The sequence below is a fragment of the Peribacillus sp. YIM B13477 genome (assembly GCF_042787955.1).
In the GTDB taxonomy this organism is placed as follows: domain Bacteria; phylum Bacillota; class Bacilli; order Bacillales; family DSM-1321; genus Peribacillus; species Peribacillus frigoritolerans.
In genome coordinates this window covers 215,261-237,887 of record NZ_JBHZPD010000006.1, presented here as the reverse complement: position 1 = coordinate 237,887, position 22,627 = coordinate 215,261, and the positions used below count along the sequence as shown (strand labels likewise).

The 22,627-nt window shown below is 42.2% G+C and carries 18 protein-coding genes; 3 read left to right on the top strand and 15 right to left on the bottom strand.

Annotated elements, in window-relative coordinates; all coding sequences use genetic code 11:
* Positions 1 to 156: 156 nt before the first annotated feature.
* The 10 genes from ACFX4H_RS18860 to ACFX4H_RS18815 form a co-directional block, all read right to left on the bottom strand.
* Positions 157 to 3,975: a bifunctional 2',3'-cyclic-nucleotide 2'-phosphodiesterase/3'-nucleotidase gene (locus tag ACFX4H_RS18860; protein ID WP_377436017.1), complete on the bottom strand. Its 3,819-nt coding sequence runs from the start codon at positions 3,973 to 3,975 to the stop codon at positions 157 to 159.
* Between the two features lie 357 nt (positions 3,976 to 4,332).
* The gene (locus ACFX4H_RS18855; protein ID WP_377436016.1) at positions 4,333 to 5,919 is read right to left on the bottom strand and encodes an OPT/YSL family transporter; all 1,587 of its coding nucleotides are present in this window, start codon (positions 5,917 to 5,919) and stop codon (positions 4,333 to 4,335) included.
* Between the two features lie 12 nt (positions 5,920 to 5,931).
* A complete protein-coding gene (locus ACFX4H_RS18850; protein ID WP_133351357.1) occupies positions 5,932 to 6,696 on the bottom strand; it encodes an IclR family transcriptional regulator in 765 nt (254 codons plus the stop codon).
* Between the two features lie 15 nt (positions 6,697 to 6,711).
* Entirely contained in the window at positions 6,712 to 8,439 is a 1,728-nt protein-coding gene (locus ACFX4H_RS18845; protein WP_377436015.1) for a hydantoinase B/oxoprolinase family protein, read from the bottom strand.
* On the bottom strand, positions 8,439 to 10,484 hold the full coding sequence (locus ACFX4H_RS18840; protein ID WP_377436014.1) for a hydantoinase/oxoprolinase family protein: 2,046 nt from the start codon (positions 10,482 to 10,484) through the stop codon (positions 8,439 to 8,441). Before ACFX4H_RS18840 ends, ACFX4H_RS18845 begins: the two co-directional genes overlap by 1 nt.
* 459 nt (positions 10,485 to 10,943) lie before the next feature.
* On the bottom strand, positions 10,944 to 12,164 hold the full coding sequence (locus ACFX4H_RS18835) for an aminotransferase class V-fold PLP-dependent enzyme (RefSeq protein WP_377436013.1): 1,221 nt from the start codon (positions 12,162 to 12,164) through the stop codon (positions 10,944 to 10,946).
* 16 nt (positions 12,165 to 12,180) lie between these two features.
* Positions 12,181 to 13,266 carry a M24 family metallopeptidase gene (locus ACFX4H_RS18830; RefSeq protein ID WP_377436012.1) on the bottom strand — a complete coding sequence of 362 codons (1,086 nt, stop codon included), beginning with the start codon at positions 13,264 to 13,266 and terminating at the stop codon, positions 12,181 to 12,183.
* A gap of 216 nt (positions 13,267 to 13,482) precedes the next feature.
* Positions 13,483 to 13,941 carry a DinB family protein gene (locus ACFX4H_RS18825; RefSeq protein ID WP_283866700.1) on the bottom strand — a complete coding sequence of 153 codons (459 nt, stop codon included), beginning with the start codon at positions 13,939 to 13,941 and terminating at the stop codon, positions 13,483 to 13,485.
* A 41-nt stretch (positions 13,942 to 13,982) separates the two neighbouring features.
* The gene (locus ACFX4H_RS18820) at positions 13,983 to 14,801 is read right to left on the bottom strand and encodes a GNAT family N-acetyltransferase (protein WP_063589800.1); all 819 of its coding nucleotides are present in this window, start codon (positions 14,799 to 14,801) and stop codon (positions 13,983 to 13,985) included.
* 410 nt (positions 14,802 to 15,211) lie between these two features.
* Complete coding sequence (locus ACFX4H_RS18815) at positions 15,212 to 15,376, bottom strand: YvrJ family protein (RefSeq protein ID WP_081088496.1); 165 nt, start codon at positions 15,374 to 15,376, stop codon at positions 15,212 to 15,214.
* 156 nt (positions 15,377 to 15,532) lie between these two features.
* Here ACFX4H_RS18815 and ACFX4H_RS18810 point away from each other — a divergent pair, with 156 nt between their 5' ends.
* Positions 15,533 to 16,156, top strand: coding sequence for a sigma-70 family RNA polymerase sigma factor (locus ACFX4H_RS18810; protein WP_034310352.1), 624 nt, complete (start codon positions 15,533 to 15,535; stop codon positions 16,154 to 16,156).
* Positions 16,149 to 16,367 carry a hypothetical protein gene (locus tag ACFX4H_RS18805; protein WP_052137357.1) on the top strand — a complete coding sequence of 73 codons (219 nt, stop codon included), beginning with the start codon at positions 16,149 to 16,151 and terminating at the stop codon, positions 16,365 to 16,367. The genes ACFX4H_RS18810 and ACFX4H_RS18805 overlap by 8 nt, the downstream gene beginning before the upstream one ends.
* A 52-nt stretch (positions 16,368 to 16,419) precedes the next feature.
* On the opposite strand, the gene ACFX4H_RS18800 is transcribed toward ACFX4H_RS18805, so the two are convergent.
* The 3 genes from ACFX4H_RS18800 to ACFX4H_RS18790 form a co-directional block, all read right to left on the bottom strand.
* Positions 16,420 to 18,789 carry a penicillin acylase family protein gene (locus ACFX4H_RS18800; RefSeq protein WP_377436011.1) on the bottom strand — a complete coding sequence of 790 codons (2,370 nt, stop codon included), beginning with the start codon at positions 18,787 to 18,789 and terminating at the stop codon, positions 16,420 to 16,422.
* A gap of 274 nt (positions 18,790 to 19,063) precedes the next feature.
* Positions 19,064 to 19,501, bottom strand: coding sequence for a hypothetical protein (locus tag ACFX4H_RS18795; protein WP_191929959.1), 438 nt, complete (start codon positions 19,499 to 19,501; stop codon positions 19,064 to 19,066).
* A gap of 179 nt (positions 19,502 to 19,680) precedes the next feature.
* Positions 19,681 to 20,544 carry an STAS domain-containing protein gene (locus ACFX4H_RS18790; protein ID WP_034310340.1) on the bottom strand — a complete coding sequence of 288 codons (864 nt, stop codon included), beginning with the start codon at positions 20,542 to 20,544 and terminating at the stop codon, positions 19,681 to 19,683.
* A 144-nt stretch (positions 20,545 to 20,688) separates the two neighbouring features.
* Here ACFX4H_RS18790 and ACFX4H_RS18785 point away from each other — a divergent pair, with 144 nt between their 5' ends.
* Positions 20,689 to 20,832 carry a hypothetical protein gene (locus tag ACFX4H_RS18785; protein ID WP_158226130.1) on the top strand — a complete coding sequence of 48 codons (144 nt, stop codon included), beginning with the start codon at positions 20,689 to 20,691 and terminating at the stop codon, positions 20,830 to 20,832.
* Positions 20,833 to 20,939: 107 nt separating this feature from the next.
* On the opposite strand, the gene ACFX4H_RS18780 is transcribed toward ACFX4H_RS18785, so the two are convergent.
* Both ACFX4H_RS18780 and ACFX4H_RS18775 read right to left on the bottom strand, forming a co-directional pair.
* Complete coding sequence (locus ACFX4H_RS18780) at positions 20,940 to 21,269, bottom strand: hypothetical protein (RefSeq protein WP_063589796.1); 330 nt, start codon at positions 21,267 to 21,269, stop codon at positions 20,940 to 20,942.
* Positions 21,270 to 21,368: 99 nt separating this feature from the next.
* Positions 21,369 to 22,562, bottom strand: a complete 1,194-nt coding sequence (locus ACFX4H_RS18775; RefSeq protein WP_377436010.1) for an MFS transporter — start codon at positions 22,560 to 22,562, stop codon at positions 21,369 to 21,371.
* Between the last annotated feature and the right edge of the window lie 65 nt (positions 22,563 to 22,627).

The window sequence follows — 22,627 nt, the reverse complement described above, 5'->3', positions numbered from 1 at the left end:
CTATTAATCACAAAAAAGAGCGCCCCTTATATTAAGGAGCGCTCCCTTTAGAGTTTCACGAGTAAAAGTTGAAAACTCACGAGTAATTGCTCAATTTTCACGAGTAAACCCGCTAAACCCACGAGTAAATGTGCTATTTTTACGAGTAAACCTCAACTAATTATTTATATTCGTAATTCTGCCTTCAATTCCTGCGGTGATCTTTCCGCCTTTAAAGGTCTCTTTCACATAGTTAACGAATGCTTCCAGGTCTGCATGTCCAAACACGCGCTCTTTTCCTTTCAGGACGGTATAGTTATCACCGCCGCTTGCCATGAAATCATTGACGGCCACCGTGTATGTTTCGGTATCCTTGATCGGTGTTCCGTCCGCTTTCTTCAATAAGGTGACACGCTCCGTGACAGGTTTACTGAAGTCGGCTGTATAGCTCAGTCCAGAAATTTGCAAAGTTTTCGGAGATCCTTCCACGATCCATTGCTGTTGAAGCAGCGTTTTCACTTCCGCTCCAGTCAGTTCCAGCTTAACCAATACGTTTCCGAACGGCTGGATTTTCGCTAAATCGGAAAAAGTGACTTCCCCCTTTGGAATATCTGCACGGATTCCGCCTGGATTCATGAAGGCAAAATCGGAGTTCAAATCGGCCTTCATTGAATCGGCAATTAAATTTCCAAGGCTCGTTTCCTGCGTATAGGCGTTGGTTCTTAAAATTTTCTCGTCCGTTGTCCCAAGCGGAGCTTTCAGCTCGGGGAACATGTCCAGGTAGTCGTTGATGAATTTCGTCGTCCCGGCATCCGGTGTGATGCCATCTTGTGTAACCGTAACAATCTCAGCTGACTTTTTGACAATATCCTTTGTGCTTGGATCGATTTCCAAATCCACATCTTCAAAAGCCGTTCCATAAGAGTAAGCTTGTACGATCAATTTATTATCGACATAGTTATTGACCTTTGCATGATTATCTCCGGCTAAGATCACATCCACTTCATCATCCACGGCATTGGCAAGATCAGCCACTTCGCCTGTGATGACCCCTTCCTTTTCCGTGCCCGGGTCATGTGAAATGATCACGATCGCTTTGACGCCTTTACCTTTCAACTCACTAACCGCCTTATTTACGGCAGGTGCCTGTTCTATGAATTCCACATTCTTAATGCCATCCGGACTTACTTTTTGAGGTGTTGCATTAGTGACTACACCTATGAACCCAATATCAACCCCGCCGACCTTTTTTATGACGTAAGGGTCCAAAATCGGTTTTTTCGTGTCTTTATATACGACATTGGCCACTACATATGGAAAGTTCAATTTATCGAATACCACTTCGGATGTTGGCGACTTTCCGCCATTGATCTGAGCCATCAAGGTTTCTACCCCTTTGTCGAACTCATGGTTCCCGACAGTTCCGACATCGAATTTCATATTATTCAAAAACTGAAGCGTCGGTTTATCCTGGATCAAAGAAGAAACGGGTGCACTTGCCCCAACGGCATCCCCTGCCGAAAGTAAAAGAGTATTTTCAGGGTTTTCAGCTTTACGCTGCTTCAAGTGCGCGGCTAAATAATCGGCACGCCCTTGTTTGATGCCGCCGAAATCGGAGGTGGTATCAAGCTGGCCGTGAAGATCATTGATCCCGAGCAGTTGCACCTTAACGTTTTCTTTTCCTAAATTGTATTTGTAAATGCCAAAGCCTTTATCATCCTTTTTGCCTGTATAGGAAATCGGGCTGTCTTCCTTTAAATATTCCGCACCTTTTGGCGATGAGGTGAAAGTAACGTTCACCTTGCCTGAAATCGGTGCTATCGACCAGTTATTATCAGCGGTTGGATTGATCTTACCCTCTTGTGTGATGTAATCCATCAAGATCTGGCGATTTTCATCCGCAGAGTCAACCACATATTCGCTGCCCTTGACTCCCGGGAAGTTCCCCCCGCCCGAAGCACGGTAATTATTCGTCACGACGATGAAATCTTGATTCGGGTCCACTGGTTCACCATTATATTTCAAATCTGCAATCCTGCTTGAATCCGACACTTTTATCCCTTTTTCATCATAGCGCGGAGCCTTGGTGACATCGATTTGGTAAGTGACACCGTCAATCACATCAAAATTATAGACGGCAAACTTTCCATTAAGCAGCTCCTGTTCCTCAGACTTGGCAGGATCGATCGTATTATATTTCCCGGCAGACATCTCAAGCCACTCTTTAACCACGGACCCTTTGATCTTGATTGCCTTCAAGGTATTATCGTATAAATATAAATCACCGGCGCTGCGGATGGTCAGTCCGCCTTCCTTGATTTCCGTGAATTCCTCGACGCCATTGCGCCCCGCTTTGAATGGTGCTCCTACAGAGAGGATGGGCAGGTCTTTGTATTCAGGGCGGTTGCTTTGAATGTATTTTTCTACATACCATTTTTGTGCGCTCGTCACGACCTGTACGGAAGGATCGTCTTGCACAAGGGCGAAATAACTATGAATTGGAGCTGTAGTCGTTCCGATTGGCGTGTTAACATACTTTATCGTTCCTTCGTGTTCCTTCTTCACGGCTTTGACGACAGCTGCATCTTCAGCCGCTTTTTTTCCTGTTATTTTGTCGTTGATTGCCCGTGTTGATGACTCGGAATTCACGACTTTCCATTTCCCCTTGATATTTTGGATATCAAGATCGATGATCCCGAGATTACTGCCGCCATATCCTGCTTGAACGGCTGGTACACCATTGATGGTACCCTTTTTATTATCCACGCCTTCAAGGACTTTTCCTTGGCTATCTTTGAATAGGCTGTCTAAAGAAGCCTCATCTTGTGCCGGGAAGACTTTATGCGTGTGGGAGAACGTGATGGCATCGATACCGGATACCTTGCTTAATGAATAGATGACATCCTCGGTATTCTTGGTATCGCCATTAAACCCGGAATGCGTGAGGGCCACGATGACATCCGCGCCTTTTTTCTTCATTTCAGGTACATATTTTTTTGCAGTCGTGACGATTTCCTTTGTCATGACCTTACCGTCTAGATTCGCTTTATCCCAATCCATGATTTGCGGAGGGGCAAATCCAATGTATCCTATTTTTACTGATTTTTCTTTTCCATTGATGTCCTTCACTTTCTTCGTGACGATTTTATAAGGAGCATATTTATTTTTATCATTCTTTGGATTATTGTCTTTATCCTTTTTATAAACATTGGCATTGACGTAAGGGAAGTTCGCATCGTTGATGGCCTCGTCCAAATAAGATAAACCATAATTGAATTCATGATTGCCAAATGTGGCCACATCATAGTCAAGCAAGTTCATCGCTTTATAAACGGGATGGACTTCACCCTTTTTCAGAGGCGCTATTTTCGCTTTGTACGTACCTAGGGGGGTCCCTTGAATAAGGTCGCCGTTATCCACTAAAACGCTATTTATCACTTCTTTTCGTGCCTGTTTGATTAAAGATGCCGTGCGGGAAAAGCCGACGGAGTCCGATACGGCATCCTTATAATAATCATAGCTCACCAGATTGGTGTGTATATCAGTCGTTTCCATGACCCTTAGTTCAAATGGTGCATCCGAAACGGAAGCTGCCAGGCTTTTGCCGAAGTCACTCGTATGGCCGTTATAATTCGAGACAACCGATACGTTAACCCAATAACCCGATTTGTATGAGTTGAAGTACGCCGAGAACTTTTGGGCCGACTTAATATCCGCCTCAACGGCTGATTGTGAAATGACCTTCGTCCCATTCATTAATTGAAAGACAACGGTTTCATTTCCTTTGTTCCCCTTTTTCGGTGTGACCGTTACAGTCGCTTTGGTGCCTTTTGAGTAATGAACAGTAGGAGCTGAAATGATAAATGGTTCAGTCGTGGCCGGTTTCTTATTAGACTCTTTGGCGGATGCCTCCCCCGGTACGGTAAATGGCGCTGTAATCAAACTCACAGCAAGAATCGGGGCGAGCATCTTCTTAACATGCATCTTGTACGACATACTTCACAACCCTTCTAGTTTAGTAAAATGCTAGAATAATATATCATGATTTTGTCGAATTATCGCCAAAATTTATCGTAATATTACGAATTTTGAATAAATGGTACTTTTTATCCATTCCCATCCAAAGTGCCTAGTTCGATATACCTTCAATCATGTATATAAATCTTCATAGAATCCCCAGGGAGCTCCTTTTTTTGGGAGGACATCATAAAAGAAGGGAAACCACTCTCGCGGCTCCCCATCTTTATTAAGCAGTACCTGCCCTATCATGGCCTGCGGCTTTCCATATGTTTTGCATATTTATCTAGAGGCGATGTGAGAAGCAGCACTAGATTGATAGATAGATTTAACCGATCATTTTCCAGCTTTAAAAATGGAGTTGCAGAAACTGTATATTGCATCACCGGCAATGATACCAGCGGCCATTATCGTCATTTGTTGTTCATATTTACCGTTACTTCTTTTCATAATGATGATTCGTAAGACAATACCTGTCAAAACGGCCCATCCCGCAATTGGAGTCAATAAAAGTAGACCAGTAGCAAATAAAATTCCCATTTGCCTTTTTGAACCACCGATCAATTGAAGAATGGCACCGGGGATAGCCCAAATCATTAAATCTCTAGCAATACCATTGGAAATTCCAGATTCAATGGTTGTTGCATACACAAGGTCAACAGGCGGGATCAGCCCTTGGGAGAAATAGGATTCAAATGACACCACCACGACAATTGCCGCTACGAAAAAACCAACTAGGCCGGCATACAACTGATTCCGGCGCCCTTTTCTTTCAAACTCCATATCTTCGCCATTTCCCCGAATGATATAACCCGTCTTCAAATCATATCCCATATCAGCAAATGCAACACCAGTACATGCACTGAATCCGACCAATAATGCCAATGCTTCTTTCGGAAATCCGATTAATATCCCAATAATCAATGTAATGAGCGCTACAGCAAAAGCAGGGAACCAACCTGCGTGCATGGCTGCAATACCAACAATCAATTCATGGGCAAATGCCGCTACCATTGTAAAAAGGACGAAGCCGATTAACATACCAACTGACATTTGCGTGTATATTCCGCCCAAAACTGCCAGCAGGATTGATATGGCTGTGTAAGCAATGAATCCATATCCAAACGCTTGACCCAACTCTTTGGTAGGTTTAGAGAATTCCTCATCTTGTACTGCGACTTCTTTCTTTTTATTGAAAATTAAAACGATCACCTGAATGAGTGCAACAAGACCCGCCCCTATCATAAATCCATGAGGAATATACAATTCATTGATATCTATTCCAAACAGCGGAACCGAGTAACCTCTCAATAATAGCCCTATGCCGAACATCGTTAGCGCCCAAATATTCCCTATGAATGCAACACCGAACGCCGACATGGGAATTTTCAAAATTGCTCCAATTATTCCGATTCCAATTCCGGTAAGTAAATACTTTGCCCGGTTACCGCCTTCATCTCCAGCTTTAATTGCTTCAGCGGTTGCAATCCCCGGTGGCCAGGCTTGTTTTGCGGGGAATACTTTCGTGTCGAACATTTTATAAAGCAGAAGGGCATCAACAATCATGGCAAGGGTCACACCGATAAACAATGGCATAATTAAATGATGCATCCCAAGCACATAAGGTATTCCAATTGGTAACATCAAACTGCTGGCAGCTCCGAAAGTTGCTGATGAGATAGAAGTTTGCACCAAATTCTGGCTATGGATTGACTTGAATTTAAATAAAAATTTCAGAGGAATCCGAGCCAGAATCATGGCGAATACAGCTCCAACGATTGATGTATTTGCGGAAATGCCTAAAGAAGTAATAAGTTGAACACCTATCATAGCTCCAATGACAGCCATTAATACAATTACAAAAAAGATTGCAGGATTAAATATCGTCGGATGGTTTTTCTCTGTTTGATTTTTATTCACCATTTGAAATCTCCCCTAATTGTATAAATTTCCGAACTTATTAAAATATTGCTGGATGATATCTGTTTTCTTTCTTAGGATTTCCAAAGTCTCGGCAAACCTCTCTTCCGGCATCCTGTAGGAAGGTCCCGCAATCGTCAGTGATCCAATTACTTTGCCTGAGCCATTGAATAGCGGGGTGCCCATCCCAAAGACAGCATCCGAGAACTCTCCTTTCGTAAAACTCCAACCTTTTTCCTTGATGATTTTTAAATCTTCCAGCAATTCCTGTTTGTCGGTCATCGTTTTTTCGGTAAAGACTTTCATATCTTTCTTCATTATTTTCAATTGTTCTTCCTCTGGCAGAAAGGCCATGATTGTTTTACAAGAAGCCCCCACATAAAGGGGAGTGCGTGTGCCCACCATTACATTAAATTTGATTTGCTGCTCATATTCCGCAATTTCAACAGTAACCCCGTCATCTCCATCTTTTAGCGTTAGAAAGACCGTTTCATTCACAACGTCTGCCAATTCCTTCATTACAGGCTGGATAAATTCCGAGAGTTTCATTTTTTGTTTAATCACACTGGAAAACTCTAAAAACTTCAAACCCAACTCATAGTTTTTTGTACTATCGTTTTGGATGAGGTACCCTTTTTCTTCATATGTCTTCAGTATCCTGTGTAAGACGGTATGGTTCATCTCCATTTTACGGGCTAAATCTCTTAATCCCCATTCAGGTGTTTCCGCAGTGAAATAAGAAAGCACATCAAGTGCATTTTCCAATGTTTTTAAAGTCATGTCCCATCCCCCTGGCTACTGGCGTAATTCTGTATAGCCGATTATGCTATCGCATTTATCATTTACTATGACCCCGAATTTTTCTTTTGCTTGTTCAACAGTGATGTAACCGTTTTTAACATCTCCTAACACAGCCTGTACGTCCCTTTCAGCAGGATCTCCATACCCTCCGCCAGTGGCAGTGACTAGATGGACTGTATCTCCTTTATCCAATTTCAATCTCGACGTGACACCAAATGGCCCGATGACCTCACCGTTTTTCTTATGGATTTTTATATAGCTGGATGACCCGTTTTCTCCTTTATTCATTCCCCAAGGCTGAAATTGATGTCTGCCAAAACTAACCGTCAGTTCTTGGCCATCACTTAAAGTTTTATACGAACGTATTACACCTGAACCACCGATATGCTGCCCCGCTCCTTCTCCATCACATCTAAGTCCATAATTTTCAACTCTCACTCCATACCTGGCTTCCGCGATTTCAATCGGCATATTGTATGTTTCACCATTACCCATGCAAAATTGGCCTCTTTGACCATCTTGGTCTTCACCTGCTCCCCACCCGCCTAAAGTTGGTTCAACAATAAGGAACGGCTCTTTCGTCTCAGGATGTTTTCCCGACAATAAAACGGAGCAGACGGATAAAAGATGGCCGGAAGTTAAGCGGTCGGGAAGCAATGGGGCTAAAGCTTTCCAGATCAGTTCCGCACCGCCGATCCGTGCTTCGAAGTTCATCGATACTGGCGATGGCCTTGTTGCTGAAACAATTGAATGATCATCAGTGATAATTCTCAATGGTTTGAATAGACCCTCATTCACATTGAACTTCGGTCTGATGATTGCCAAGAACATCACCCTGACACTGGATAACAAGCCATAATAAGAACAATTTACTGGGTTCATCACTTGTTGATGGGAGCCTCTGAAATCACAGATGAATTCGTCGTCCGTAATCGTAACTTTTACTTTTATAGGATATGGCCCTCCTTTTGAAGGATCACCCTCGATGAAATCTTGGGCTTCAAAAGTTCCTTTCGGCAGTTTCCCCAGCTCCTTCATTGAATATTTTTCCGCCTGTTCAATCAGGTTATCCATCGTGGAGGACACGGTACCTTTCCCATATTTCGTGCAAAGTTCTTTCATTCTTTTTTCACCAGTTCTAAGCGCAGCTACTTGCGCCCACATATCCCCAAGAGATAGTTGAGGCAATCTTACATTCGTAGCAATCATTTCTACAATGCCTTCATTCACTTTTCCTGCTTCAAAGAGTTTGATTCCAGGCATCTGCAAGCCCTCTTGATAAATCTCTGTTGAATTATTGGTAAAGGAGCCTGGATCTTTTCCTCCCACCTCTGTCCAATGTCCTTTATTGGCAGAGAACGCAATAAGCTCGCCTTCAAAATAAATCGGCATCACAAGACCAACATCCGACAAATGTGATCCCCCGCCTACATATGGATCGTTTATGATGATGATGTCTCCTTCAGACAATTTGTTTCCACCGTCATATTTATCGAGTATGTGCTGAACCATCGGACTTAGCATGCCGATAAAACTGGTGACACCATTTCCTTGGCTGATTAAGTTTCCTTTTGCATCAGTCAGGCCACACGCATAATCCAATACTTCGTAAAACATCGGACTCATCGAAGTCCTGGCTAAAGCGATGAACATCTCTTCACCGATGGAGAGCAGCGAATCTTTGATCACTTCTAAAGCAAACGGATTGGCAGTTTTCATCATTATTTCACCCCAGTTTCAATGATTAAATTTCCAAAAGCATCAACAGATAATTTTTGTCCTTCCATAATGACAGTGGAAGCGGATTGTTCCTCGACAATTGCCGGACCGATCAATTCATGTCCTCTTGCCAATTTTGTCCGTTCGTATACAGGGGTGAGACACCATCCGGTTTGATTGAAAAACACTTTTCGCTCTTCAATTTTTGCATCCTCCACGGTCGATTCACTTTCTTTCATTTCAGAAATGACCGGTTTGTCCACTATACCGAAACTGGTGAGATGCAAATTAACAATTTCAATTGCACTTTCCGGTAAGTTGAACGAATAAACTTGTTCATGCATTTGATGGAATCGGCTGATGATATCCGCTTTAACCTGATCATTCCATTCACCATTCGGAACAGGAACTTTCACGGTATGCTCTTGACCGATATACCGTAAATCTGCGAATCGACTGAATACAATCTTCCCGTCATCCACATTCTCTTTAGCAAATTGTCTTTTGGAATTAAACTCCATGTCTTCCCATTTCAGATTCATTTCCATTAAATCCAATGTATTCAGCAATTTTATATAGGTATGGATATAATCATGCCTTAAATCTGTCATCAACATGCCCCAAGCTGAGAAAACGGATGAAGCCAATGGGATGACCACTTTTTTCACTCCAAGGTCCCTGGCAAGTTCAGCCGCATGCATTGGGCCTCCGCCGCCGAATGCCAACAATGTAAAATCTTGTGGATCATACCCTTTTCTCACTGATATAAGCTTTAACGCGTTAAGCATATTTGAATTCGCGATGTCGATGATTCCGAGGGCCCCTTCTTCAGTGGATGTTTTGAATGGCTTAGCGACATTTTCATCAATTGCCCCTTTTACTCTTTCCATGTCCACTTCGTAATCGAAGTTTTTCCCTGAAAGCCTCCCAACAAACAAATTGGCATCAGTCGTAGTAGGCAGTGTCCCGCCTTGTCCATATGCCACAGGGCCTGGTAATGAGCCTGCCGATTGTGGCCCCACTTTCAAAGAGCCGATCTCATCAATCCAAGCAATGGAACCTCCGCCATTTCCAATTTCAACAATATCGACGACTGGCACTTTAATCGGATATCCTGCTGTTTTTTCCGACTTTTCAATATAATAGTTCGTTGACACTTTCACTTCGCCATCACTAATTAATGAACACTTTGCAGTTGTTCCGCCTATATCAAAAGCGATGATATTATCTTCACCGATCATTTTCCCTAAAATGGCGGCTCCGAAAATCCCAGCTACCGGGCCTGACTCGACCATGTTGATTGGAATGTTCTTCGCATTTTCGAATGTCGTGACACCCCCATTGGATTGCATGATGTACCGGTTCTCTTTGATGTTAAAATCACTTAACTTATTCGAAAGATTATCAATGTATGAATTTGCAGTCGGTTTAACGTATGCATTCAGCACAGTCGTATTCGTCCTTTCATACTCACGCCATTCTTTAGTGATATCACTGGAAACGCTGACAGATACTTCAGGCCACAAATCCTCCACAATTTTAAGCGCTTTCAATTCATGCACAGGATTCAGGTAAGAATGCAAAAAGCAAATGGCAATTGCTTCAACCTGTTCTTCTTTAAAATACTCTATCGCTTTTTCAATATCTTCTTGAACTATTGAAGTAACGACCTTTCCTTTGTAATCCAACCGTTCTGTCACTTCTAGACGCAAATGCCTTTCCACAAAGGCTTCTGGTTTTTTATATTTAAAATTATATAAATCAGGTCGGTTTCCCCGAGCAATTTCCAAGACATCTTTAGTTCCTTTTGTCGTAAGTAATCCTACTTTTACACCTTTTCTTTCGGTCAATGCATTGATCACAACGGTAGAACCATGAATGAACATGTCTATACCATCTATGCTGACCCCACTTTGTTTAATTACGTCAATTACTCCATTCTCAAACTGGGGCGGAGTTGTGTGTGATTTGGCATAACCAAATTTCCCGTTGTCATCCACATATACTAAATCAGTGAAAGTTCCACCGATATCTGTTGCAATTCTCATGCAATCTTCCCCCTTCTTTGGTTCTATAATAGGACCACTGGTTCTTAACTAGAAATATATTAATTTAACAAATTAGAATTGTCAAACTATTTTTAATTCATTCCATGAAGGCTATTAGAAATTCGCTTGTATCTTTGGAAAATGCCTACCAATCTTTCGACTTCCCTGCCCCTGACCGTGGAAAAACTGCGGACCTAAAAAAGGACTTTATTCAGATAAGAGCTGCCTAGGGCCCGGAGATTAAGTTAGGTTGAGGAAAATTGGCAAGCAAGGAGGATAAGGGTGCTATAGCCTATCAATTTGTAACAAATAACGGATGATCGAGCTGATAATATGGAAATGCGGTCTGAGGGCACGCGGGGAGTTTTACTGAAAAATGGGAGAACTGATTCAAGAAAAATCCGGCTGCCTGACACCAAAGAATTTGGGGACACGGCAGCCGAATAATGGCATTTCATTTTATTTCCAATCAATATGGCAGTCTAACTTTCCTTCTTCCTTTTGTAAAGATTTAATGTGCGAAACGGTCAAATCTATTTCCTCTTCAGTGTTAAAATAGTGAGGGGACAGCCTTGCCATTTTATCAATACCATATTGTTGAAGCAGCGTATTCGCCATGAAGGTGCCGGATTCAATAATGACCTTTTTTTCTTCTAAATACGCTGTTATTCTATCCGGATCAAGCCCATTTACATTAAATGGAATGATGCCCAGCCGATTTTTGATATCCCGGGGTCCGTAGATGGAGATTCCCTCGATAGTGGATAATTGATTAACTGCATACTCTGTTAACGCTATCACTTTTTTTAATATATTTTCCAGACCTACATTTTGAGCATAATCAATAGCTGCCCCCAGACCAATAATAGAAGGAACGATCGGGCATCCTGCCTCCACTCTTTTGGCAGTTGATGAATAGTGATAATCATTGGTTTCAAAATTCCAAGTGGTTCCTCCCCAGCCAACTAAAGTCGGCTCAATGGAATCCACCAATGATTCTCTAAGATACAATATTCCTGATCCTTCGGGACCCCGCAGCCATTTCCGTCCGCAAGCTGTCAGAAAGTCACAATCAAGTTCTTTGACATCAATAGGAACCAATCCTAGAGATTGAGATGCATTGATAAGAGTTAACACATCATTTTCTTTTGCAAGTTTACATATTTTCTCTATTTCCTGCAGAGCCCCGGATGCATTAGGTAAATGGGAAACGGTTATAAGCTTGGTCCGTTCAGTAATTTGCTTTGCTATTAAATTCACATCAATAACACCTGATTCATCCGTCTCGATAACCTTTATGCTGACCTTTCTTTTATCTCTTAATTTCAGCCAAGGTGTATAGTTACTATGAAATTCAAAGTCAGCGAGTATTATTTCATCGCCTTCTTCCCATGGCAGTCCATTAGCAACAAAATTAATGCCTTCTGTCCCATTTTTCACAAAAGCTATTTCCGTTGCCTCAGCTCCAATAAAACTTCCTGCCTTTTCTCTTGTTTCATCTATCTTTTGATAAACCTCTTTTCTAAATGCAGGCAAGTATGGACCTAAACTAGCTGTCTTTTGCAAATAATCAATAATCACATTCACTACTTGACAAGGCGGGGCAGATGCTGCAGCTGTATTAATATATATATAATTCCCATGAAAAGGATTATCCTTTTGAATTTGTTCGATATCCATACTCAGCATTCCCTCTCTATACAGTGATAAGATCTTTTTGAAGCGACATCAAATTGATAAAGCCATCTTCTGTCATGATAATATTATCCTCTATCCGCACTCCTCCTTTACCAGGCACATAAATTCCTGGTTCCACCGTAAAAGCCATTCCAGACTGTAACCTTAGATCACTATTTTTCATGATATATGGCTCTTCATGGGAATTCAGGCCTAATCCATGTCCAGTACGATGGGTAAAATACTCTCCATAACCTTTGCTTTGTATAACGGAGCGGGCTACTTCATCCACTTCATGAGCTGTCACACCCGGTTTAATAATGTCAATGGCCGCCTGCTGTGCTTCTTTGACAGTTTCATAGATTTCCTTTAATTCATGAGAAACGTCGCCTATCGCCACCGTACGACAAATATCCCCTACGTACCCGTTAATTATGGAACCGAAATCAATCACAACAAGTTCCCCTGATTCTATTTTCTTGCCGCCAGCACGTCCATGCGGACTGGCCCCTCTATATCCAGAGGCCACGACTGTGCCAAACGGCGTTCCTTCAGAACCCCTTTTTCTCATTTCATACTCCAGCTGAGCTGCAACTTCCACTTCTGTTACTCCAGGCTTAATATATGGGATCGTAGCTTCGAAACTTTCTTCAAGTATTTTCACAGCATGTTGCATCTGTTCAATTTCTTGTTTATCTTTATAAATTCTCAGAGTATCAATTACATCACTTATATCCTCAGCTGCTGCTGATAGGGTCTCTGCTCCTTTTAGCTCCATGATTCTCATCAGGTTGTATTCGACCCCGATTTTCGTAAGAGCACCTGCTACATTTTTCAATTCAACTAAAGCCTCGCTCGGCCCCTGTTCATCCGTATACCAAAATATATTTTCAGCCGTTATTTCCTTGACCTTACTCAACTCCACCTGTGGTAAAATAAAAAACGTCTTAGAATCTTGGGTAATTACAGCAAGTGTAAGCCGTTCACTTTGTTTAAGCTTCAGTCCGGTAAAATAATACATATTCGATCCTGGTACAAGAACAGCCGCATCTATATTATTTTCCTTTAATAATCGAGTAAGTTTTTCCCTCCGTTGTTCAAACATCTGAATAATGCCTCCTTATGAATATTTTGATTTTTCAATGTTTTCATTCTATAGCATGTCAACACTAAGTCAAATTAATTTTATCGATCGGCTAAATTTCACCCCCTGCTTGCACTCCCTCCAAAATCCCCCCATTTTTTATAAATTCTGCTGAATTCCTTGCAAAATAAAAACCTGGCAATGCAAATTGCATTGCCAGGTTTAAAAGTATAAAACCTATAAATCCCGATCTATTAAACTGGCGGATACCGGTTCGATGCCCATCTCCCTCGACCAGATGGACAGCTGGCCTATATGGTGAATTTCGTGCGCTATGAGATGGCGCAATATCCTGCCTTTTTCATATGTCCCCTCCATCCAGGATGGCTGAACCATTCCATGCCCTTCTTCAATTGCATGCGAGTTCAAATAGTCCATGACCTCTGAGTGATATTGGTTAGATAAATCCGCCACTTTTCCGATCGTTTCATAAGCGTCCAAATCGATCGCGACATCAGGCCTCCCTTGTATGGCCCTGATCCAGCTGCATTCGACATCGATAATATGGGCAAGTGTCCGCAATATATTGCCCATCCCTCCCGTACGCTGCCGTTTCAGCTCCTCATTCGGTAAGGATCGGCACCACTTGATCCATTCCCTTCTCACCTGCCAGTTATAATCGAATAATGTCAACATCCTTCCCAGCCCCCCTAACACTCTTTGTCGTCAAATCCCCTTCAGCCTTTGTATTGATAATAATCCTGTCTTTGAATCGTTTTGAAGCCACAAGATTCATAGAGTCTTAACGCATGCTCATTAGTCGCCTCGACCTCGAGAAAAATATCATATCCCAGCTGGCATTGTTCGGCTACAACCTTTTTCAATGCCTTTCTTCCAAGTCCTTTTCCCTGGTATTTTGGCAAAATGGAAAATCCATAAATCCACGCTTCCCCGCCTGAGTGATCAACACGGATCTTACCGACTGGGCGGCCGCCCTTTTCAATCATCATGGTTTTCAGAGTATCCTCATATAGGATGCGCTGATAATAATCCTTCGCCTCTCGTTTCGTAAAATGGAAACATTGAATATCCAGCTGAATTTCCGTTTCCTCATCATCTCTCCGTGAAGGGCGAACGACTGCATCATCATAATCATCAAGCTCCGTTTCGGACCACTTCATTTGAAACTCTGAAAAAGCAAACTCACATGGGAGCTGTTTCAAAAATTCTGTCCCAGAATGTGATTGAGCAGGTGAGTTCAAGAGAATCACCTTATAGTTGCGCTCCACGGCACTCCTTATCGCCTCTTCCAGCAGCTTAGTAAAAATGCCTTGCCTCCGGTAGTCGGGATGCACCATCCCGCACATCTCCGCTTTGTTTCCAAAATCGTAAAGACCAAGAAAACCAACAAGCTTCAATCCATCATAGTGGAGAAAATCATTCTTATGAACACCATTTCGACTGCGAAGCGTTTCCCAATTCAGTTTTAACGTAAAACCTTCCCGTTCACATTCTTGCTGCAGGATCCGAATATCTTCCAGCTGTTCATTTTTCAAATTTGCCACCCCTTTTCCATATTATTAGTTTATTACCAAAAAATAAGAAAAGCAGCACCCTTTTACTTGGGTGCCGCATACTATTCAGAAGTTTATTGATGAATGTTGTTTTTTTAAAAGTATTTTCACTTTAATCCATAAAACTAAAATCCTACGAGGGGAGGATTTCCTATCTAATTCCATTGACGGATGAATTATAGCAGTAAAATGATTCCAAATGACGATTATTTTTTACCTATTTTGTGCTATATTCCAAATAATGGTTTATTATTATTTTATTTTAGGTTAAGGGAGGGATTTAACAAAAGCTTGAATCAGTTAGTACCCATTTCTTTATACCCGAATTCCGGACCCTTTTTAGTATAGAATCCGAAATTCGGTGTTTACCATCCGGCACTTACGTCCTGAGGTTATCGTTTTTTCGTTTTATGAGCGGACTTTTTTAAGTTCTCTACGTCCGTTGTCAGTTCTTTTAATTGTTTACCGAAGCGGAAGAGCAAAAACATAGAAACGACGAATGGATAGCCAAATTCGCTAACTAATGAAACCCACATAGTAGCATCCTCAATCATCATCCTCTTCACCCCTTTTCTTGTATCTGATATCTAAAGTGAAACTTGTCAAAAAAAATCAATCTAGCACTATTGATTTATGGAAAAAAGAACGAATGTTCCTATATAATTGATTTATTCCCCTTGTCTATCACTTTATTAATAAAAGGAGGGATAACAATGAACCAATTAACTTCTCATTTTTTTTCTCATTCATTGGAGTTTCTGCAGCAACAGTACTCATCTTTCTTTGCACAACCGATCATTCAATTATTCTTACAGAACCCAGAGCATTTAAAGATTTTCACTGAAACTCTTGATTCCCCTTCTTCCCACAACATTGATCATCTCAACGAGACTTTCAAAATTTTCTACTACCGGGCTAAAGTATACAAATACATGTGCTCCTTAATTTACTTTTTCTCTGTTGATTTTGATAAAAGGGCACGGAAGCAGCGGGAACGCTATCGAATGGTACTTGATGCGACGCCAAGGGATACTGGAGGATTGATCGATCGAATCGGCACCTTGGATGTTCAACTTGAAAAGATGGGGGAATCGAATGAACTCGCTTCACACATAAGTGATGAAGAGATGGCAAAAGCCTTGAAGAAGTTAACAGCCAAACAAAACCTGGTGCTAACCATGATCTTTTCCTACGGCCTATCCAACAAGGAAATCGCTGCCTATTTCCAGGAGTCGCCACAGAATATCTCAAGCATCCGTAAACAAGCTCTAAAAAAACTTCGAAAGCACTATATGGATGAGGTATATGTTAGAAAGGAGAAAAGCCATTGTGGATAAAAAACTGTCAAAAGAAGAATTGTTGGACCTGATCGAATCTTTGAATCCTAAAATAAAAAAATCATTAAAAAATACGAACTATCAAGACCGGAATGATCTGGAGCAAGAAATTAAACTCAAGATCATTGAATCATATGAAAAAATCGCAGCAATCGAAGCCCCTAATTTTGAGGAGTTCCTTGCGGAATTCCTGACTAAGCAAAAACAATGAAAAAGTACCAAGTCCAGAGAAATCTGCTGGACTTGGTACTTTTTTTTGAATCTCAGTTTGATGGTTTCAATATCAGCTTATCCCCTTTTGGATCGTCCATCGTGGTTTTGTGATAAGTACCCTCTGCCCAATCATCAAGCTGATCGTGATACCACTCACTTTTAACGTTACCTGATTGACCCGGTCCAACAAGGTGATATCCTTGTTTCATGTCGGCTAGGTCGATGACGAATCGCCAGGAGCCACCGTGATTAACGGTTCCATCATCTAAAAATGCCGCCGCCTGTACGGTGACACTGCTGCCGCCTACCGGAATGCCGCCGCCGTTAAATAAATAATGTAACGGGGCGACACTTGATAGCGGGTGGTTAAACCTGACCTGATGATAGTTTCCCCATTCCCAATCAGCTATATCGTCACCTTGTGATTCTGCCAGTTCCGTTAACGTCACCTGTAACGACTTGGCAAGCACCTGCTCAAGTCCGCCTGCATCTTCAATCCATGGGCCCGGCTTACCGTCCAGTGCCCGCCTTAGCAGTTCATCAACGGCCGAACGCCTTCCATTAAAAAGGTTGAGGGTTTCTTCCGGTATTTCTTCTTTAAGCAGAACATCCCCTATATTTCGCATCCAGACATTAAAAATCATCGGAGCCGCTTCATCAGCGGAATCGATATGATTCCATTTCTTCAGAATCGTCAGTGCCTGGGCTTCCTGTTTCCCAGATGGACCCTTCAATACCTCCACGAATCGAGGAACAAACTCCTTAGCTTGCAAATTCACTTTATCCATCTGCAGGCTTTGCATATCCTCGGCCGTAAGCTTTTTATTCGCCTTTAAAAACTCCTGTATCCTCATCTGGCGGTATGGCTGTGCCCAGTTATTGCTGATATGGTAAGGGTAATCATCCGAGATGACTTTATTATTCGCTGTCGAAATGAATCCCTCTTTTGGATTCACCGTTTTTGGAAGTTCATCAAAGGGAATGTAGCCTTTCCACTCAAATTCATCCGTCCAGCCAGGTACAGGCAGCATACTATCACCTTTTTTCCGGATTGGGATTTTCCCATTCGCCTTATAGGCAATGGTCCCATCGGCTGAGGCAAAGACGAAATTCTGTGCCGGCGTTTCGAATTTCAAGAGGGCCTTTTCGAATTCTTTCCAGCTTCCCGCCTTATTCATATTCAGTACCGCTTCAAGCTCGGCAGATGGATCAAGTGCTGTCCACCTTAAGGCAAGCACGGTATCTTTTCCGCTTTTCCCGGCAAACTCGGAGACAACGGGTCCGTGGCGGGTAACCGTCACTTGATAGTCAAGTGTTTCCCCATCCTTCACCTTGATGGGTTCATCCAAGATTTCAGCTTTTTCCCATTTACCTTTGTAGGAGAATTCTTTCTCGTTTTCCGGGTTTCTCCTTTCAATATATAGATCCTGAACATCCGGACCGGTATTGGTCACACCCCAAGCGACCTTTTCGTTATGGCCTAGTATGATTCCCGGAATCCCGGCAAAAATGACACCGCTCACATTGACTGACGGGGCCTCCAAATGCATTTGATACCAAACCGACGGTGTAGCCAATCCCAGATGGGGATCATCCGCCAATAACGGCTGACCGGATTGCGTTTTCTTGCCTGAAACGACCCAGTTATTGCTGCCGTTGAATTCATAAGGAATAACGGCCCCTGCAAAACTTTTTTCAATATCCAGTTCTTCCTTGCTGATGATATATGGAGCGTTCTTTGGATAATCAGGAAATAAATCATATGCCTTTTCCTTGGGGAACGTTTGCAGCAAATACTGCCTAAATGCCTGATCTTCCCAGTTTCCGCCTAAATCAAAGGCCATATATTTACCGATGGTCAGCGAATCGACGGGTGTCCAAGGCTCCGGTTCGTATCCAAGCAGAGTGAACTCCGCCGGCCATTTCCCATTCTTCTCCTTCAATTCATCGATATAAAGATTTACACCCTCGGCAAACATATCCAAGGCTACTTTTCCGTCACTTGAATATGCAGCATAAGAGGCTTCGGCCGCCCGCCTCAAACCAAGTGTGCGGAAATACTTATCATTTTTGACGGTTTTCTCACCAATCACTTCACTCAATCTACCTGACGCCTGACGCCTGCTTAAATCCATTTGAAATAAACGGTCCTGGGCTTGGATATATCCTTGGGCTAAATACAAATCATGTTCACTCGCTGCGTTTATATGCGGGACCCCACTTGAATCCCTCACCACCGTAACCGGTTTCAAAAGACCTGGAAGCGATATTTCCCCCTTTGTTTCCGGCAAGGATCTTGAAAGGAATACATTTGCGGCAATCAAGACAGACAGCAAAAGTATGATCAGGATACCAAAACTCCATAGCGCCCGCTTTCTCCACTTCCGTTTTGGCTTTTGCTGAGGTACGGCAACTTCCATCGATTCATCTTCCTCTCCCCTTAAAACTCTCTTTCTTTCTATTTAAGATATTCCGCGTTTAACTCCATCTTTCCTACCACCCTCCCCACATTCTCTCTTTTTATTTCAAGAAGGAAGAAAGGTGCAAGTACGGATTATTCCGAGCAACGTCTAATTATTACACACAAGGTCGAATCAACTCGCTCAAGGTCGGATTGTTACCGTGAAATTGCTCCGATAAACAGTAAATCAAATGCAAAAACACCGATACAATGTATCGATGTGGCAGGGAATGCTAGCTATTTGCAATAATGTATTCAATCACTTTATCAGCATCGTCTGTATAAAAGAGAGCTTTATCAAAGTCATGGGCAGCCTTCGTCTCGGCTTCCATATATTCAATCGGGGAAAGGAGACCAAAGATCCTCTTCCATTTATGAGTTTTCTCCAGAAGTTTTCTTTCCTTTTTTATATCCTCTGGTATGAATTCATTAATGATAAACCATGGGTCGGAAAGTGAGGGGTCCCCAAAACGTTCATTCAAGGCTTGCAATTTGTCCCGATCCCATTCCACCCTTACCAAGTCCGATATGACGGAGACATTTTGAACCGAGTCGAGGATGCGTTTGGACAAAACATCATATTCTTCATCCTCCAGCCCATTATCCGTCATGATTCCTACACAATACCATTTTTCGTAATGTTCAGGTTCTTCATTTTTCTTAAAAAACACTATTCAACCACCTTCCTTACACGCTTTACATGTCCTATTTAATTTAAATCAAAAACAACATGTCCGTCCACGTCACTTCACTATAACATGGAGAAATATCGATGGGCGATTAAATACGGGAGCAGCAGGAATGTTAGCCTGACATAGAAAAAAAGATACCCTAAAAAAGGATACCTCCATCATACTGGCTGAAGAGCCAGCCCTCTTTGGTTAAACAGATATTCCAGGGCCTGCCTGAACGATAGAAAGGCTTTTACCTGATTTGCAAAATCAAGTTTGACGATCTCTTTCACGACATCAGGGGTAAAACCGACAAACATCGTTTCCGTTCCCATCAAGGCCAATGCCCCCACTAATTGATCCAGCAGGGAGAGCATATCACTTTCCTTCGTAAAGATAATTCCCGAGAAATCCATGATCAATACTTCCGCATGCAGATCTGCACATTTTTGCAGCACCGTCGATTGAATCGACTCCATTCTCCAATCGTCAATGCGTCCGATCAACGGTAAGAGCAGCACATCCTTTAATACGGTCTGAACAATCGGGGTGGACAATTCTTCCATGACTTCTTGGTTTTCCTTTATCTTCTGCAACGAATCGTTTGCCATTTTCGCCATTTCTTTATAATGATTCACGTAACTGATACTCACACAGTGTATGAACCGGTCCAGGATTGCATCAATTATCGAGCTTGCCTTTAACAGAATTTCAATGGAGTAATATCGGTTGCTCACCTCTTCTTCAATGAAACTCCAGAAAAGGTTACGCACAAGCTGAGCTTCCTCAATATTCTTATCTAAAGGAATGCCCATATCCACGACGCGCTTACCTATTTCCATACCCGTTATTTTCATGCTCTCCATCGCTTGTGCCTTTCCATAAATCAAGGCATCTGCATGAATTTGAATAAGTTTTGACCGAACCTCTTTACTCGTTTCTAAATCATAGAGCGGTTCCTCTTCTTCAAACAACTCGATATGCTCCACTAAGATATATTTAAATTTTTCAATTTTTTCGCCGATCATTCTTAATTCTTCCATATGGACCTCCCATACAGGGCTTTTATCATATTTTAGCAATAATCAAGGGTTAAGGATATAAAATCCTTCTATTACCAATATGCTAATAGACGTTTACCCTTTTCTTGATAAGGGTATTATGATGTATGACTTGGAGGGATGAACATGAAAAAAGATCAACAAGACTTCGAATCTGAAAACATGAGCGATTTAGTCGAGCTCATAAACAGTAAAAATAACAGCCGCAGAATCTTGGATGTACTTCGGCGTAATAAAAAGGATAAAAGTAAAGGCAAAGATAAAAAATGAAAAAGCCCAGTCCAAATTGGCCTGGGTTTTTGAATGGGATCAAATAAAAGAGCTGAGCTGTTCATTAAGCAAGCCCAGCTCTTTCGTCATTAAAAATCGATAAGCCACTACCTTTTTCTCCGGATCTCCTTCACATGGTTCCCTTCAGTAGTAATATAGACTGTTTCATCAATTTTGTATGTTAAATAACGGTCACAATCGATTTCAAACGTTTTTCCATTGTCGAATTTCATTGCGCAATTGGATCCCTCTTCGGTTTCCGTAACATCAATGACTTCGTTCGTCTTAAAACCGACTGCCTTGCCATCGGAGAAATGCGGATAGTATTTTTCAACAATCTGCACCTTATGCAATCTGCCCGGACTTGTTAAGTATACAACGAATAATATAATTAAAACGGCTATTAACCCAATGAGAATTACTGCTTTTCGTTTCACTCTATCTAATACCCTCTTCTCTTATCAATCTATTATTCAATATCCATTTTCACTAGATTATATTCAGGATTCCGGAAAAACATGATAGAAAAGATCATTTTATTTAACGTTTTTCACTTTTCCAACCATCATCGCACAAGCGGCAGCAAGGAGGATCAGAATGGATACAGCCGAGATGACCCCCCCCCAGCCGAACTTCATCAGGAATAAACCGCCAGATGCCCCCACTATACTTGACCCTGCATAGTAAAACAGGAGATATAATGCGGATGCTTGTGCCTTTTCACTCTTATCTGCCAAACTGCCGACCCAGCTGCTCGCAATGGAATGTGCTCCAAAAAAGCCAAATGTAAACAGGGCAAGCCCCATTATTTTCAGCAGAAGCGGGTCCAATAAAGTTAACAGGGCGCCCATCAGCATGATTGCGATTCCGATAAGAAGTACACCCCTCCGACCATATTGATCGGCAAGCTTCCCCATCCATGTTGAACTAAACGTCCCCACAAGATAGATTATGAATATGAAGCCAATCAATGTCTGTGATAAATGATATGGCGGTCCCATTAAAGGTATACCCACAAAGTTATAAACGGTAACGAACGAGCCCATTAATAGGAAGGCCATGCCGAATAAGAGTACTAGTCTGTTATTCCTTAAGTTATTGATAAGGGAGGTTTTGATTCTCGATAATGAGACCCGTACGCGGACAGCATGCTGCGAATGCGGTAGCATCCACCAAAAAGCCAGACTGATGATCAAACTTAAAGCTCCAAGGCTTCCAATCGCTATGTTCCATGAGAAATGGTCGGTCAGCACCCCGACAATCAGCCTGCCAGCCAACCCGCCGATACTCGAGCCGCTCACATAGATCCCCATCACATAGCCAAGGCTTTTCGGATGAAACTCTTCATTGATATAGGCCATCGCAATGGCCGGGAAACCTGCAAGCACCGCTCCTTGAATCGCCCGAATTGCGATCAGGATGTATAGATCATCCTGGATGAAGCTGACACATATGGATAACAATGCAGACAGAGTGAGCGCCGTCCCCATTATTTTTTTCCTATCGATATTTTCTGAGAAAAAAGAAACAAGCAATAAACAGAGTGCAAGCGTTCCAGTCGCGAAAGATAATGTAAGGCTTGCCATTGCAGGAGAGACTCCAAATTGCTTTGCGAAAACCGGAATGACCGGTTGGGTACTATACAGATCCGCAAACGTTACAAAGCTACCGAGAAATAAAGCCAAGATCGTTTTCCTGAATGATTTACCAGCAGGCTCGATATAATTCACTTTTGTTCAGACCCTTCACTATTTAACTTTCCCCCTATGTTAATACGAACTTCCCGAGTTGTCTA